Below are 14,959 nucleotides of genomic sequence, written 5' to 3' on the forward strand. Positions count from 1 at the left end.
ATTTGTCGAATGATTCCGCGCGAGCCTATGCTTGCCGGAGTGCTGAAGGCAGAGCCACTCTGCGGGGCTTTGCCGGGCATCAATGAAATGACCGCGCGCGACGACCCTCGCCGTTGCGTGCAATGCCTTACGGCAGCGACTATCAATACCTTCTCGCTGGCCGAGGAATGTTCAAACTAAGGATGAGCTAATGGTTCAAGTTCGCAAACTGGTGTTAGCAATAGCGGCCGCCTCGGCGCTGTCCTCCGGTATGGCGCATGCCCTCGGGCTCGGGGAGTTGACCCTGAAATCGACGCTCAACCAGCCGTTGGTGGCGGAAATCGAGCTGCTCGATGTCAAGGAACTCACCGCCGCCGAAGTGGTACCGAGCCTGGCCTCACCAGACGATTTCGCCAAGGCCGGTGTTGACCGCCAGGCGTTTCTCAACGACTTGACCTTCACCCCGGTGCTCAACGCCAGCGGCAAAAGCATCCTGCGCGTGACCTCCAGCAAGCCACTTTCCGAACCCATGGTGAAGTTCCTGGTTCAGGTCATGTGGCCGAACGGCCGCTTGCTGCGCGACTACAGTGTGCTGCTCGATCCGTCCAAATTCTCGCCGCAAACCGCTGAAGCGGCTGCGCAGCCGACCTCGACGGTTGCCGCGCCCGTCACCGGTGCGACCAAACCGTCCCAATACACCACCACGCCGCGCGATACCCTGTGGGAAATCGCCGCAAAGGCGCGTAATGGCGGTTCGATCCAGCAAACCATGCTGGCCATCCAGGCGTTGAACCCGGATGCCTTTATCGACGGCAACATCAATCGCCTGAAGACCGGCCAGGTGCTGCGCATGCCGGACCAGGCGCAGAGCACCGGCCTGCCGCAAGCCAAGGCCATTGCCGAAGTGGCCGCACAGAACAAGGCCTGGCGCCAGGGTCGCCGTTATGTGGCAAAACCCGGGGCAGGGCAGCAACAGCTCGACGCCACCAATCGCGCTCGTACCGAGGGTGCTCCGGCGCAAGCGGCCACCGACAAGTTGAGCCTGGTGTCTGCCGAGTCCGGCAAGAACCCTGGCAAAGGGGCTGCCGGAGATGCCAAGGCCCTCAGCAACAAGCTGGCGGTGACCCAGGAAAGCCTCGACACCAGTCGTCGTGATAACGCCGAACTGAAAAGCCGCATGGCCGATCTGCAAAGCCAGGTAGACAAGCTGCAGCGCCTGATCGAGTTGAAGAACAACCAACTGGCCAAGTTGCAAACCGAGGGCGCTGCGGCTGCTCCAGCGGCTGCGACCGCGCCGGCAATGTCGGCCGAGCTGGCTGCCAACCCGGAGGCAGCGCCTGCACCGGTTGCCGCTGCGCCTGCCCCTGAGGCAACGCCCGCGCCAGCCGAGAAGCCCGTCGAGGCGACACCGGCGGCATCTGACGATCAGAAGTTCAATGAATTGCTGACCAATCCGCTGTTGCTGGGCCTGGTCGGTGGCGGTGCGGTGATTCTCCTGCTCCTGCTGCTGTTGCTGGCGCGTCGACGCAAAGCCCAGCAAGCAGCCGAGAAACATCTGCGCATGGCCCGTGCCTTGGCCGAAGATCAGCCGTTCTCGGCCGATTTCGACTTGCCGGAAAGCAGCTTCGAAGGCCTGGAAGTTCCGCCGCCGAGCGTGAAGCTGGCGACTGCCCCGACGCCTGCTCCCGCGCCAGCGCCGGTGGTTGCTCCGGTGGTGATGACCACGCCGATCGCCGCACCATTGGTGGCGCCGGCTGCCGAGCGTTCCGACGACGTGCTGGGTCAGGCTCAGTCGCACATCAATGCCGGTCGCCTGAATCAGGCCGCCGCGTTGCTGGAGGACGGCGTCAAGCAAGAGCCCAAGCGCAGCGATCTGCGCTTGAAACTGATGGAAGTCTACGGTCAGCAAGGCGACCGCGATGCGTTCGTCGGCCAGGAGCGTCAGTTGGTGGCTAATGGCGACAACTTCGCCCAGGTTGAAAAACTCAAAAGTCGCTTCCCGGCCATGGCGCTGGTGGCTGCCGGTGGCATCGCCGCGGCCGCCGTTGCTGCCGAACTGGATGCGCAATACGTCAAGGAGCTGTTGCTCGATGAGCCGCAAGCACCGGCGCCAGAACCAGAACCAGCGCCAGCACCAGCACCAGCACCGTTCGAGGATGACCTCGACAGCGCCTTCGACCTGAGCCTGGATGATCTGGACGCGATTACGCCTTTGGCACCTGCACCTGCAGCGGAGCCTGATGTGGCGGCGTTGCCAGACCTTGGTGAGTTCCCGCTGGACGACGATCTGAGCTTTGAGTCGGTGTTGCAGCAGCAGACTGAAATCAAGGAAAACCTCGACGATCTGTCGGACTTCGACCTCGACCTGGATCTCGGTGCGCAACCGTCGCCGGCGATGCTGGCTGAAGACGATTTCCTGCTGGATCTGGATGAGGGCGTGAAGGATTTCCCGGTTGCCGAAACCCCGGCTGTTCCTGAGGTCGCGCTGGATGATCTGGAGTTGCCGGCCGATTTCGATCTGTCGCTGGCCGAGGAACTGGACGCGCCGGATGCGTTCGCGGCAGAGCTGGATGATGTCAACGCCGAACTGGAGAGCTTGTCCAACAGCATCGGCGAGCCGACCTTTACCGAAGCTGATGCCGCGCTGGATAGCGATGATGACTTCGACTTCCTCTCGGGCACTGACGAAGCCGCTACCAAGCTCGATCTGGCTCAGGCCTATATCGACATGGGCGACAGCGACGGTGCTCGCGACATCCTCAATGAGGTGGTAAGCGAAGGCAGTGCCGAGCAGAAGAGTGAAGCCGCGGAGATGCTTGCGCGCCTGGCTTGATTGATCGGCAGATTGAAAAAAAGCGGCAGCCCATTGAGGCTGCCGTTTTTGTTTGGCTCATTAATGGATGTTGTTTGCTCGGGCCTCATCGCGGGCAAGCCCGCTCCCACAGGTTTTGTGAACAACATAAATCACTGTGGGAGCGGGCTTGCCCGCGATGAGGCCGGGACAGTCAATGGAGAACTCTCTGGCATCCCCGCCCGGCGGCCTTATAATGCCCGCCTTTGGTACATCATCAGGCTGTCCCTCCTTGGCAAATATAGATAACCCGGCCGCCGAAATGGCAGCCGACGGCTTTTTCCGGATCGCGCTGGGCGTCGAATACAAAGGCTCGCGCTACCGCGGCTGGCAGCGCCAGGCGTCCGGGGTGCTCACCGTGCAGGAAACCCTCGAAAACGCCTTGTCCAAAGTCGCCGACTCGCCCGTTTCGCTGATGTGCGCCGGGCGTACCGACGCCGGGGTGCATGCCTGCGGACAAGTGGTGCATTTCGACACTCAGGTCGAGCGTTCGATGAAGGCCTGGACCATGGGCGCCAACATCAACTTGCCCCATGACGTCAGTGTCAGTTGGGCCAAGGTCATGCCGGCGCATTTCCATGCGCGGTTCAAGGCCATTGCCCGGCGTTATCGCTACGTGATCTACAACGATCAGATCCGCCCGGCGCACTTGAACGAAGAGGTGACCTGGAACCACCGTCCGCTGGACGTCGAGCGCATGGCCGAGGCCGCCCAGTACCTGCTCGGCACCCATGATTTCAGCGCTTTTCGCGCCGGTCAGTGCCAGGCCAAGTCGCCGATCAAGGAATTGCATCACCTGCGCGTTACCCGTCACGGCAAGATGATCGTGCTGGATATTCGCGCCAGCGCCTTCCTGCATCATATGGTGCGCAACATTGCCGGTGTGCTGATGACCATTGGCGCCGGAGAGCGGCCGGTGGAGTGGATGAAAGAGGTGCTGGAGAGCCGGATTCGACGGACCGGTGGCGTGACCGCGCATCCATTCGGCTTGTATCTGGTTCAGGTCGAGTACCGTGACGAGTTCGAGTTGCCCGAGCGCTACATCGGTCCGCACTTCCTGACCGGCTTCTCGGAACTTGGCGGCTGACGCCCTCGAACGCTTTTGTTACCATCCGGGACTTTCCCGGATTTGTCTTGGAGTTGTATCGACATGTCAGCCGTTCGCAGCAAGATCTGTGGGATTACCCGCATAGAGGATGCGTTGGCAGCCGTCGAGGCCGGGGCGGATGCCATCGGATTCGTGTTCTACGCCAAAAGCCCCCGTGCGGTGACGGTCCAGCAGGCGCGCTCGATCATCAAGGCGCTGCCGCCGTTCGTGACCACCGTGGGCTTGTTCGTCAATGCCAGCCGTTGCGAGCTGGGGGAAATCCTCGACGCCGTGCCGCTGGACCTGTTGCAGTTCCATGGCGACGAAACCGCCGCTGAGTGCGAAGGCTGGCACCGGCCGTACATCAAGGCGCTACGGGTCAAGGCGGGTGATGACATCGCCGCGGCCTGTGATGCTTATGCAAGTGCCAGTGGAATCCTGCTCGACACCTATGTCGAAGGCGTTCCCGGAGGAACCGGGGAGGCGTTTGACTGGTCACTGATACCGCAAGGCCTGAGCAAGCCGGTCATTCTGGCGGGCGGTCTGACGCCGGATAACGTCGCCGAAGCGATTACCCGCGTTCGGCCTTATGCCGTGGATGTCAGCGGCGGGGTTGAGGCGAGCAAGGGCATCAAGGATCACGCAAAGATTCAGGCATTTATCAAAGCGGTACGTGGTAGCACCCGTTGATGTGACGGCTGGCAGTCTGCCGCCGTCCACTGCACTGTACAAAACGGCTGAGGGTCATGGGGTGGTACGCAGGTCACGTTTCGCTGACCCGGCCATTCACTGATCATCGCCGCACACATGAATTTAGCGCTAGGGCATACACGGGGCCGCGAACCAGAGCGTTCGGGCCGCCGGTACTGGAGAAAGAAAGCATGAGCAACTGGTTAGTAGACAAACTGATCCCTTCGATCATGCGTTCCGAGGTCAAGAAGAGCTCGGTGCCTGAAGGTCTTTGGCACAAATGCCCGTCTTGCGAGGCTGTGCTGTATCGTCCGGAGCTGGAAAAGACCCTGGACGTTTGCCCCAAGTGCAACCATCACATGCGTATCGGCGCCCGCGCCCGTATCGACATCTTCCTCGATGTTGAAGGCCGTGCCGAGCTGGGTGCAGACCTGGAACCGGTTGACCGTCTGAAATTCCGCGACGGCAAGAAGTACAAGGACCGCCTGACCGCTGCACAAAAGCAGACTGGCGAAAAAGACGCACTGGTTTCCATGAGTGGCACTTTGCTGGGCATGCCGGTCGTGGTTTCGGCGTTCGAATTTTCCTTCATGGGCGGTTCGATGGGCGCCATCGTCGGTGAGCGTTTCGTTCGCGCCGCCAACTACGCCCTGGAAAAACGTTGCCCGATGATCTGCTTCGCCGCTTCCGGCGGTGCGCGGATGCAGGAAGCGCTGATTTCCCTGATGCAAATGGCCAAGACCTCCGCGGTGCTGGCCCGTCTGCGTGAAGAGGGCATCCCGTTCATCTCCGTGTTGACCGACCCGGTCTACGGCGGTGTTTCCGCCAGTCTGGCGATGCTGGGCGACGTGATTGTCGGCGAGCCGAAGGCGTTGATCGGTTTTGCCGGTCCGCGTGTGATCGAGCAAACCGTGCGCGAGAAACTGCCGGAAGGCTTCCAGCGCAGCGAGTTCCTGCTGGAGCACGGTGCCATCGACATGATCATCGACCGTCAGGAGCTGCGTCCGCGTCTGGGCAACCTGCTGGCGCAAATGATGGGCCTGCCGACGCCGAAGTTCGTGGCTGCCCCTATCGAGCCGATCGTGGTTCCGCCGGTGCCAGCCAGCCTATGACCCAACGTACCCTTGGCGAATGGCTCGCCTACCTTGAACAGTTGCACCCTTCAGCCATCGACATGGGCCTGGAGCGGTCGCAGCAGGTAGCGTCCCGTATGGGACTGGGCAAGCCGGCGCCTCGGGTGATCACGGTCACCGGGACCAACGGCAAGGGTTCCACCTGTGCGTTCGTGGCGTCCTTGCTGCGGGCCCAGGGCTTGAAAGTGGGGGTGTACAACTCCCCACACCTGCTGCGTTACAACGAGCGGGTAACAGTCAATGGCGTCGAAGCCACGGATGCCGAGCTGTGCGAGGCCTTTGCCGCGGTAGAGGCCGGGCGCGGTGACACGTCCCTGACTTACTTCGAAATGGGCACCCTGGCGGCATTCTGGCTGTTCCAGCGCTCCGGGCTCGATGCAGTGGTGCTGGAAGTCGGTCTGGGCGGTCGTCTGGACACGGTCAACGTGGTGGACGCCGACATGGCGCTGGTCACCAGTATCGGCGTCGATCATGCGGATTACCTCGGTGATACCCGGGAGTCCGTGGCCTTCGAGAAGGCCGGTATTTTCCGTCAGGGCGCGCCTGCGCTCTGCGGCGATCTGAATCCTCCACAACCTCTGCTGGACAAGGCGCGCGAGCTCAATTGCCCGTTTTTCCTGCGTGGGCGCGATTTTGACCTCGGTGTGACCGATCACAACTGGCAATGGCGCGGTGTCGATGGGCAAGGGCGCGCGGTGGAGCTGCGCGACCTGCCACTGCTCGATCTACCGATGGAAAACGCCGCGCTGGCGTTGCAGGCTTACCTGCTGCTCGGCTTGCCTTGGGCGGATGCGCAGATTATCGAGGCGCTACGGGCCACCCGGGTGGTCGGTCGCCTGGATCGCCGTGAGTTCGAGTGGCAAGGCAAGCGCTTGAATCTATTGCTGGATGTGGGGCATAACCCCCATGCGGCGGAGTATCTGGCTCGTCGCCTGGCCAGTCGCCCGCCGGTCGGCAAGCGTCTGGCGGTGTTCGGGTTGCTGGCGGACAAAGACCTGGGTGGTGTTGTCGGTGAATTGAATGCTAGTGTCCAGCACTGGGCCGTCGCGCCTCTGGATTCGCCTCGGGCACGTTCGGTTGCGGATTTGCACGCCGCGTTGCAAGGTCTTGGTGCGTCGGTCACGTCATACGACAGTGTCGCGGCCGCCCTGGAAGGGCAGTGCGCGCAGGCCACGAGCGACGACGAAATCCTGTTGTTCGGATCATTTTATTGTGTCGCCGAGGCCCTTGAGTGGTTGGCCCGGCGCTCCACGGAGGAAGCGGCAAATGGCATTGCTGGATAAGGCATACAAACAGCGCATGGTTGGCGCCCTGGTGTTGGTCGCGCTGGCGGTGATTTTTCTGCCGATGCTGTTTTCCCGCCAGGACGAACAGCGCCAGGTGACGGTCGAAGCGCCCGCGGCTCCGCAGGCGCCGGCGATGCCCCAGGTACAGGTCGAGCCCGTGGCGGTGCCTGAGCCGCAAGCCCTGCCTCAGGAACCCGTGCCGAGCGATGACGAAATCGCCCAGCAGGAATCGGCGGTGCCAGCTGTTCCGGTGGCTCCAGCGCCTGCGGTTCCAGCGCCAGCAGCCAAGCCGGCTGCACCCGCGCCGGTCCCGGCTTTGGCGGCTAAGCCTGCAACGGCGCCTGCCCAGCCGATCACCGCGGCACCGGGCAAGCCGGACACCACGCAAAGCCGTGTCGATGCCAATGGTTTGTCTGTCAGCTGGTCGGTGCAACTGGCCAGCCTGTCGAACCGTGAAAGCGCGGAAAAACTGCAGAAAACCCTGCGCAGCCAGGGTTACAACGCCTACATCCGTACCGCCGACGGCAAAAATCGGGTGTTTGTCGGGCCGCTGATCGAGCGTGCCGAAGCCGACCGGCTGCGTGACTTGCTTAACCGCCAACAGAACCTCAAGGGGTTTGTGGTGCGCTTTCAACCGGAACGTGGCTAAAACTATCGCCCCGATATGAAATGCACTGACAATCGCAGCTTACCGATAAGCATGGGCTCTGCTAAAATGCGCCGCCTTATCCGTCTGTAGGCTGCACTGTGCCATTTACCTGGGTTGACTGGGCGATCGTTGCAATCGTCGCCATCTCCGCATTGATCAGTCTGAGCCGCGGCTTCGTCAAGGAAGCGCTGTCGCTGCTGACCTGGATCATCGCAGGAGTCGTAGCCTGGATGTTCGGTGGCTCACTGTCCGAGTACCTCGGCGGGTACATTCAAACGCCATCGGCACGTATAATAACGGGCTGTGCCATCATGTTTGTCGCCACTTTAATCGTAGGCGCAATGATCAATTATCTTATCGGCGAACTGGTTCGCGTCACCGGGCTCTCCGGGACCGACCGATTCCTCGGCATGGCCTTCGGCGCCGCCCGTGGCGGGTTGCTGGTGGTTATCGCCGTCGGGCTGTTGAGCCTGGGGCCGGTACAGCAGGACGGGTGGTGGAAAGAGTCACAGCTCGTGCCAAAATTTCTATTGGTTGCAGACTGGTCCAAAAACCTGATCCTCGGGTGGAGCAGTCAGTGGCTTGCCAGCGGAATCAGCGTACCCGCTGATATTCCGTTCAAGGAGCAACTCTTGCCGATGGCCAAAACGCCTCAGTGAGTAGTGCTCAGTTCAGATCCATTAAGTAGGGGTTGCGTCGCATGTGTGGCATCGTCGGTATCGTCGGTAAGTCGAACGTCAATCAGGCGCTGTATGACGCGCTAACCGTCCTCCAGCACCGCGGCCAGGACGCTGCCGGTATCGTGACCAGCCATGATGGCCGGTTATTCCTGCGCAAGGACAACGGCCTGGTGCGTGACGTGTTCCAGCAACGTCACATGCAGCGCCTGGTCGGTCACATGGGTATTGGCCATGTGCGTTATCCAACCGCGGGCAGCTCGACGTCGGCTGAAGCTCAACCGTTTTACGTCAACTCGCCTTACGGCATCACCCTGGCGCACAACGGTAACCTGACCAATGTTGAACAACTGGCCAAGGAGATTTACGAATCTGACCTGCGCCACGTCAACACCAGTTCCGATTCGGAAGTACTGCTCAACGTGTTCGCGCACGAACTGGCCCAGCGCGGCAAGTTGCAGCCGACCGAAGAAGACGTTTTCGCCGCCGTCACCGACGTGCACAACCGTTGCGTCGGTGGTTATGCCGTCGTTGCGATGATCACCGGCTACGGCATCGTGGGCTTTCGCGACCCGCACGGCATCCGCCCGATCGTTTTCGGCCAGCGTCACACCGACGAAGGCGTCGAGTACATGATCGCCTCGGAAAGCGTTTCCCTGGACGTGCTCGGCTTCACCCTGATTCGCGACCTGGCACCGGGCGAAGCGGTCTACATCACTGAAGAGGGCAAGCTGTACACCCGTCAGTGCGCGACCAACCCGTCCCTGACCCCGTGCATCTTCGAACACGTCTACCTGGCGCGTCCAGACTCGATCATCGATGGCGTTTCGGTCTACAAGGCCCGTCTGCGCATGGGCGAGAAACTCGCCGAGAAGATCCTGCGCGAGCGTCCGGATCACGACATCGACGTGGTCATCCCGATTCCGGACACCAGCCGCACCGCGGCCCTGGAGCTGGCGAACCACCTGGGCGTGAAGTTCCGCGAAGGCTTCGTGAAGAACCGCTACATCGGCCGGACCTTCATCATGCCGGGCCAGGCCGCGCGGAAAAAATCCGTACGCCAGAAGCTCAACGCCATCGAGCTGGAATTCCGCGGCAAGAACGTGATGCTGGTGGACGATTCCATCGTTCGCGGTACCACTTGCAAGCAGATCATCCAGATGGCCCGCGAAGCCGGCGCCAAGAACGTTTACTTCTGCTCCGCGGCACCAGCGGTTCGCTACCCGAACGTCTACGGCATCGACATGCCGAGCGCTCACGAGCTGATCGCCCACAACCGTTCGACCCAGGACGTGGCAGACCTGATCGGTGCCGACTGGCTGATCTATCAGGACTTGCCTGACTTGATCGAAGCGGTCGGGGGCGGCAAGATCAAGATCGACAAGTTCGATTGCGCGGTGTTCGACGGCCAGTACGTCACCGGCGACGTCGACGAGGCTTATCTGAACAAGATCGAGCAGGCACGCAACGATGCCTCCAAGGTCAAGACGCAGGCAGTCAGTGCGATCATCGATCTGTACAACAACTGAGTAACTACCGGCCCTGAGGGGCCGGTTTTGTATCTGGCAAAAAGACTTTTATCTATCAAGAGCAAGGCAAGGAGTGACAGCATGAGTCAGGATTGGGATGCCGGTCGGCTGGACAGCGACCTCGAAGGCGTAGCGTTCGATACCCTGGCCGTACGTGCCGGTCAGCACCGTACGCCGGAAGGTGAACACGGTGATCCGATGTTCTTCACTTCCAGCTATGTATTCCGTACCGCCGCCGATGCCGCCGCGCGTTTTGCCGGCGAAGTGCCGGGCAACGTCTACTCGCGCTACACCAACCCGACTGTGCGTGCCTTTGAAGAGCGCATTGCCGCGCTGGAAAGCGCCGAGCAGGCCGTGGCCACCGCGACCGGCATGGCCGCGATCATGGCGGTGGTGATGAGCCTGTGCAGCGCCGGCGATCACGTGCTGGTGTCGCGCAGCGTGTTTGGCTCGACCATCAGCCTGTTCGAGAAGTATTTCAAGCGTTTCGGTATCGAAGTCGATTACGTGCCCTTGGCGGACTTGTCCGGCTGGGACGCGGCAATCAAGGCCAACACCAAATTGCTGTTCGTCGAATCGCCGTCCAACCCGCTGGCCGAGTTGGTGGACATTGCTGAACTGGCGAAAATCGCTCACGCCAAAGGCGCGATGCTGGTGGTCGATAACTGCTTCTGCACCCCTGCATTGCAGCAACCGCTGAAAATGGGCGCGGACATCGTCGTGCACTCGGCCACCAAATTCATCGACGGCCAGGGTCGTTGCATGGGCGGCGTCGTGGCCGGTCGCGGCGAGCAGATGAAAGAGGTGGTTGGTTTCTTGCGCACCGCCGGGCCGACCCTGAGCCCGTTCAACGCCTGGATCTTCCTCAAGGGCCTGGAAACGTTGAACCTGCGGATGAAGGCCCATTGCGCCAACGCCCAGCAACTGGCCGAGTGGCTGGAGCAGCAGGACGGTATCGAGAAAGTCCATTACGCCGGCCTCAAGAGCCATCCGCAGCACGAATTGGCGCTGCGCCAGCAGAAGGGGTTCGGTGCGGTCGTCAGTTTTGAGGTCAAGGGCGGCAAAGAGGGCGCCTGGCGCTTTATCGACGCCACGCGCCTGATTTCGATCACCGCCAACCTGGGTGACAGCAAAACCACCATCACCCATCCGAGCACCACCTCCCATGGTCGCCTGGCGCCGCAAGAGCGTGAAGCGGCGGGCATTCGTGACAGCCTGATCCGCGTTGCGGTCGGCCTGGAAGACGTGGCGGACCTGCAAGCCGATCTGGCACGCGGCCTGGCTGCGTTGTGATCGAGTTGTCTGCGCCGGCCACCGGCTCAAATGGCCGCGTAGCGCTGGTGACCGGTGCTGCGCGGGGCATTGGCCTGGGGATTTCGGCCTGGCTGATCAGCGAAGGCTGGCAAGTCGTGCTGACGGATCTGGATCGGGAGCGGGGTTCGAAAGTGGCGAAAGTGCTGGGCGACAACGCCTGGTTCATCGCCATGGATGTCTCCAACGAGGGGCAAGTCGCGCTGGGCGTAGCCGAGGTGCTCGGTCAGTTCGGGCGCCTGGATGCGCTGGTATGCAATGCAGCGGTTGCCGATCCGCACAACATCACCCTGGAAAGCCTCGACCTGGCTCACTGGAATCGGGTGTTGGCGGTGAACCTCAGTGGGCCGATGTTGCTGGCCAAGCACTGTGCACCGTACCTGCGCGCTCACAGCGGCGCCATCGTCAATCTGGCCTCGACCCGCGCCGGGCAGTCGGAGCCCGACACAGAGGCCTATGCGGCGAGCAAGGGCGGTTTGTTGGCCCTGACGCATGCGTTGGCCATCAGCCTTGGCCCGGAGATCCGGGTCAATGCCGTCAGTCCTGGCTGGATCGATGCGCGCGACCCCTCGGTGCAACGTGCCGAACCCTTGACCGAGGCCGATCATGCCCAGCATCCGGCGGGCAGGGTGGGGAAGGTCGAGGATGTCGCGGCGATGGTGGCCTGGCTGCTGTCGAGGAATGCCGGATTTGTCACCGGCCAGGAATTCGTGGTCGATGGCGGCATGACCAAGAAGATGATTTACAGCGAGTAATCGGACAAGGAAGCTGTCTTCAGCATTGATGTTGAAAGTGCCGCCGTCTTCGCGAGCAAGCGGTCTGACTGCTGTAGGTGCCCTCCCGATTGAAAGAATTTTGTCTTTTTCAGAAAAACTTCAAGCAGGGTATTGACTTAGGTTCGCTACCTGCGTAAATTTCGCGGCCTCGGAGATGCAAACGGGTGATTAGCTCAGCTGGGAGAGCGTCTGCCTTACAAGCAGAATGTCGGCGGTTCGATCCCGTCATCACCCACCACTTCCGAGATACTTGCGAAAGCAAGAGGTAGGCTGAAATGCCTCCACCGACGCGCAGCGGTAGTTCAGTCGGTTAGAATACCGGCCTGTCACGCCGGGGGTCGCGGGTTCGAGTCCCGTCCGCTGCGCCATATTTTCCGAGTCAGGCATGCCTTGATTCGAGATTGAAAGAGAGATTGAAAAATCTCGGAGCTTTCAATCAGACAAGTTACTTGAGCGTCAGCTCAAAGCGATACGCAGCGGTAGTTCAGTCGGTTAGAATACCGGCCTGTCACGCCGGGGGTCGCGGGTTCGAGTCCCGTCCGCTGCGCCATATCTGCCCCGAGGCCCACTGAACGCCTTGGAGCTACGAAGAAGCCACTGGTTACTTCGAGTCGATAGCAAAGACCCTGGTCGAAAGACCGGGGTTTTTTGTTTCTGCGATTTAAGTTTTTGCGACCCATTCTGCAGGAGCGAGCAAGCACGCTCCTGCTCGGTTGTTGGTATTCGGCAATCAGCCTTGCAAATACACCGCATGAGTATGGGTGTACTCATACAGCCCATGCTTGCCATCCGCGCCACCAATACCCGATTTACGCACGCCGGCGTGGAAGCCCTGCATCGCTTCGAAGTTCTCGCGATTGACGTAGGTTTCGCCAAAATCCAGCTCACGCATGGCCTGCAGGGTTTTGTTCAGGTCGCGGGTGTAGATAGATGAAGTCAGGCCATAGTCGCAGTCGTTGGCCAGGGCGATGGCTTCGTCCAGGTCGTCGATTATCTGGATCGGCAGCACTGGGCCGAAAATCTCTTCGCGCATGATCTCCATGTCCGCGCGGCAACCCGCCAGCACCGTTGGCTGGAAATGGAAGCCATTGGGCAGGTCGGCCATCTGCCCGCCGCTGATCAGGCTTGCGCCCTGGCTCAGCGCGGTGCGGACTTTGCGGTTGACGCTTTCCAGCCCCTGGCGGTTGATCAGTGGGCCCATCTCGACGTCGGGCTGGGCAATCGGGTCGCCATAACGGGTCGCGCTCATGGCCGCTGCGATGCGTTCGATAAATTGATCCGCCACCTTGCGTTCGACGTACACCCGCTCGGCACAGTTGCACACCTGCCCGCTGTTTATGATGCGCGAATCGCGGATCGCCCTGACCGCCAGGTCGAGGTCCGCATCCGCCAGCACAATGGCCGGTGCCTTGCCGCCCAGTTCCAGGTTGAGCTTGGTGATGTTCGGTGCGGCGGCAGCCATGATCCGCGAGCCGGTGTCGACGCTGCCGGTGAAGCTGATCATGTCCACGCCCTTGTGCGAGCTCAAGGCGGCGCCGACCTGGCCGTCACCGCAGACCACGTTGAACACGCCGGGCGGCAGGTCGGTTTCGGCCACCAGCCGGGCGAATTCGAAGCAGTTGTTCGGGGTTTCTTCACTGGGCTTGATGACGATGGTGTTGCCGGTCAGCAGGGCCGGGGCCATCTTGCGAGCGATCAGAAAGAACGGGAAATTCCACGGCAGGATCCCGGCCACCACGCCCAGTGGTTTGCGGAACAGGAAGATGTTTTCGTTCTGGCGGTCGCTGGTGATGATTTCACCTTCGATGCGCCGGGCCCATTCGGCCATGTAGTCGAGGTAGTCGGCGGTGAAATTGACTTCGACTTCCGCCAGTCCGCTGATCTTGCCTTGTTCCAGAGTGATGGTGCGCGCCAGGTGCGCGACGTTTTCCCGCAGTTTGGCAGCGATCCGGCGCAAGTGGCCGGCGCGATCATTGGCCGGTTTGCGCGCCCAGCCTTTCTGGGCGGCACGGGCGGCGGCGAGGGCGCGCTCGACGTCTTCGGCGGTCGAGGCCGGGACTTTCGACAGCACGGCGCCGGTGGCCGGGTTGATCACATCGAGATGGGCAGCGCTGGCCACGAACTGGCCGTCGATGAAGTTTTCGTAAACAGGCACGGATGACATGGTGCGACTCCTTGGCGGATCAGTAAGTGCGTGACGGCGCTTGAGTGGCAGCGGGTTCGCGGTAGCGGGCGAGGGTGGCCATGGCGCCTTGGCGCAGCAGGCTGATGTCGATGGCCACTGCAATGAACTGGCAGCCCCAGCGCTGGTAGCGGCGGGCGTCTTCTTCGTTGGGGGCAAGAATCCCGCAGGCCTTGCCGGCCGCCAGTGTGGCGTTCACCGCGTGTTGAATCCGCTCCTGGACTTCCGGATGGCCGGGGTTGCCGGCGTGGCCCAGGCCGATCGACAAATCCGCCGGGCCGATAAACACCGCATCCACACCCTCGACGGCGGCAATCGCTGCGACGTTTTCCACACCGGTGCGCGATTCCACCTGCACGATCAGGCACAGTTGTTCATGGGCGGTATTCAGGTAGTCCGGCACGCCGTCCCAGCGGGTGGCGCGGGTCAGGCCGCCGCCGACTCCGCGAATACCGTGGGGCGGGTAGCGCATGGCGCGCACCAGTGCCTGTGCCTGCTCGGCGGTTTCGACCATCGGGATCATCAGCGTCTGTGCGCCGATGTCCAGCAGTTGCTTGATCAGGTTGGCATCGCCATTCACTGCGCGCACCACTGGCGCGGTCGAGTAAGGCGCCACGGCCTGCAATTGAGCGAGTACCCCGGGCACGGTGTTGGGCGCGTGCTCGCCATCGATCAGCATCCAGTCGTAACCGGTGGTGGCGACGATCTCGGCGGCGTAGCCGGTGGCGAACCCGGCCCAGATGCCATATTGGGTCGCTGAGCTGTTCAGCGCGGCCTTGAACGCGTTGTGCGGCATGTTCATGTCGAAC

General features: G+C 61.7%; 12 protein-coding genes and 3 tRNA genes. 13 read left to right on the top strand and 2 right to left on the bottom strand.

The features are described from left to right. The first annotated feature begins 190 nt into the window (after positions 1 to 190). The 13 genes from PspS34_RS09355 to PspS34_RS09415 all read left to right on the top strand — a co-directional run bounded on the left by PspS34_RS09355 (position 191) and on the right by PspS34_RS09415 (position 12,518). Positions 191 to 2,812: a FimV/HubP family polar landmark protein gene (locus PspS34_RS09355; protein WP_154860614.1), complete on the top strand. Its 2,622-nt coding sequence runs from the start codon at positions 191 to 193 to the stop codon at positions 2,810 to 2,812. Positions 2,813 to 3,092: 280 nt separating this feature from the next. Then, a complete protein-coding gene (gene truA, locus PspS34_RS09360; RefSeq protein WP_032829430.1) occupies positions 3,093 to 3,917 on the top strand; it encodes a tRNA pseudouridine(38-40) synthase TruA in 825 nt (274 codons plus the stop codon). A 63-nt stretch (positions 3,918 to 3,980) separates the two neighbouring features. Next, complete coding sequence (locus PspS34_RS09365) at positions 3,981 to 4,607, top strand: phosphoribosylanthranilate isomerase (protein ID WP_154860613.1); 627 nt, start codon at positions 3,981 to 3,983, stop codon at positions 4,605 to 4,607. Positions 4,608 to 4,798: 191 nt separating this feature from the next. Continuing rightward, the gene (accD, locus tag PspS34_RS09370; RefSeq protein WP_008047319.1) at positions 4,799 to 5,719 is read left to right on the top strand and encodes an acetyl-CoA carboxylase, carboxyltransferase subunit beta; all 921 of its coding nucleotides are present in this window, start codon (positions 4,799 to 4,801) and stop codon (positions 5,717 to 5,719) included. Beyond that, entirely contained in the window at positions 5,716 to 7,023 is a 1,308-nt protein-coding gene (gene folC, locus PspS34_RS09375) for a bifunctional tetrahydrofolate synthase/dihydrofolate synthase (protein WP_154860612.1), read from the top strand. Before accD ends, folC begins: the two co-directional genes overlap by 4 nt. Next, positions 7,007 to 7,675 carry an SPOR domain-containing protein gene (locus tag PspS34_RS09380; protein WP_057715569.1) on the top strand — a complete coding sequence of 223 codons (669 nt, stop codon included), beginning with the start codon at positions 7,007 to 7,009 and terminating at the stop codon, positions 7,673 to 7,675. Before folC ends, PspS34_RS09380 begins: the two co-directional genes overlap by 17 nt. Before the next feature lie 98 nt (positions 7,676 to 7,773). Further along, positions 7,774 to 8,334: a CvpA family protein gene (locus tag PspS34_RS09385; protein WP_007975669.1), complete on the top strand. Its 561-nt coding sequence runs from the start codon at positions 7,774 to 7,776 to the stop codon at positions 8,332 to 8,334. A 41-nt stretch (positions 8,335 to 8,375) separates the two neighbouring features. Further along, the gene (gene purF, locus PspS34_RS09390) at positions 8,376 to 9,881 is read left to right on the top strand and encodes an amidophosphoribosyltransferase (RefSeq protein WP_007975670.1); all 1,506 of its coding nucleotides are present in this window, start codon (positions 8,376 to 8,378) and stop codon (positions 9,879 to 9,881) included. Positions 9,882 to 9,962: 81 nt separating this feature from the next. Further along, positions 9,963 to 11,174 carry an O-succinylhomoserine sulfhydrylase gene (locus tag PspS34_RS09395; protein WP_057715568.1) on the top strand — a complete coding sequence of 404 codons (1,212 nt, stop codon included), beginning with the start codon at positions 9,963 to 9,965 and terminating at the stop codon, positions 11,172 to 11,174. Continuing rightward, the gene (locus PspS34_RS09400) at positions 11,171 to 11,947 is read left to right on the top strand and encodes an SDR family oxidoreductase (protein WP_057715567.1); all 777 of its coding nucleotides are present in this window, start codon (positions 11,171 to 11,173) and stop codon (positions 11,945 to 11,947) included. The genes PspS34_RS09395 and PspS34_RS09400 overlap by 4 nt, the downstream gene beginning before the upstream one ends. Before the next feature lie 183 nt (positions 11,948 to 12,130). Then, positions 12,131 to 12,206: transfer RNA gene (locus PspS34_RS09405), tRNA-Val, on the top strand. Between the two features lie 53 nt (positions 12,207 to 12,259). Continuing rightward, positions 12,260 to 12,336: transfer RNA gene (locus PspS34_RS09410), tRNA-Asp, on the top strand. 105 nt (positions 12,337 to 12,441) lie between these two features. Further along, positions 12,442 to 12,518: transfer RNA gene (locus PspS34_RS09415), tRNA-Asp, on the top strand. Positions 12,519 to 12,698: 180 nt separating this feature from the next. On the opposite strand, the gene aldA is transcribed toward PspS34_RS09415, so the two are convergent. Then, the gene (gene aldA, locus PspS34_RS09420) at positions 12,699 to 14,132 is read right to left on the bottom strand and encodes an aldehyde dehydrogenase (RefSeq protein ID WP_154860610.1); all 1,434 of its coding nucleotides are present in this window, start codon (positions 14,130 to 14,132) and stop codon (positions 12,699 to 12,701) included. Between the two features lie 19 nt (positions 14,133 to 14,151). Beyond that, positions 14,152 to 14,952: an HpcH/HpaI aldolase/citrate lyase family protein gene (locus PspS34_RS09425; RefSeq protein ID WP_102668747.1), complete on the bottom strand. Its 801-nt coding sequence runs from the start codon at positions 14,950 to 14,952 to the stop codon at positions 14,152 to 14,154. Positions 14,953 to 14,959: the final 7 nt, after the last annotated feature.

It is taken from the genome of Pseudomonas sp. S34, from assembly GCF_009866745.1.
GTDB lineage: Bacteria > Pseudomonadota > Gammaproteobacteria > Pseudomonadales > Pseudomonadaceae > Aquipseudomonas > Aquipseudomonas jessenii.

Excerpts from the sequence above, each read along its gene's own strand:
- purF (WP_007975670.1), top strand. The coding sequence starts at position 8,376 with ATGTGTGGCATCGTCGGTATCGTCGGTAAGTCGAACGTCAATCAGGCG.
- folC (WP_154860612.1), top strand. The coding sequence starts at position 5,716 with ATGACCCAACGTACCCTTGGCGAATGGCTCGCCTACCTTGAACAGTTG.
- accD (WP_008047319.1), top strand. The coding sequence starts at position 4,799 with ATGAGCAACTGGTTAGTAGACAAACTGATCCCTTCGATCATGCGTTCC.
- PspS34_RS09355 (WP_154860614.1), top strand. The coding sequence starts at position 191 with ATGGTTCAAGTTCGCAAACTGGTGTTAGCAATAGCGGCCGCCTCGGCG.
- aldA (WP_154860610.1), bottom strand. The coding sequence starts at position 14,132 with ATGTCATCCGTGCCTGTTTACGAAAACTTCATCGACGGCCAGTTCGTG.
- PspS34_RS09380 (WP_057715569.1), top strand. The coding sequence starts at position 7,007 with ATGGCATTGCTGGATAAGGCATACAAACAGCGCATGGTTGGCGCCCTG.
- PspS34_RS09425 (WP_102668747.1), bottom strand. The coding sequence starts at position 14,952 with ATGAACATGCCGCACAACGCGTTCAAGGCCGCGCTGAACAGCTCAGCG.
- PspS34_RS09395 (WP_057715568.1), top strand. The coding sequence starts at position 9,963 with ATGAGTCAGGATTGGGATGCCGGTCGGCTGGACAGCGACCTCGAAGGC.
- PspS34_RS09365 (WP_154860613.1), top strand. The coding sequence starts at position 3,981 with ATGTCAGCCGTTCGCAGCAAGATCTGTGGGATTACCCGCATAGAGGAT.
- truA (WP_032829430.1), top strand. The coding sequence starts at position 3,093 with ATGGCAGCCGACGGCTTTTTCCGGATCGCGCTGGGCGTCGAATACAAA.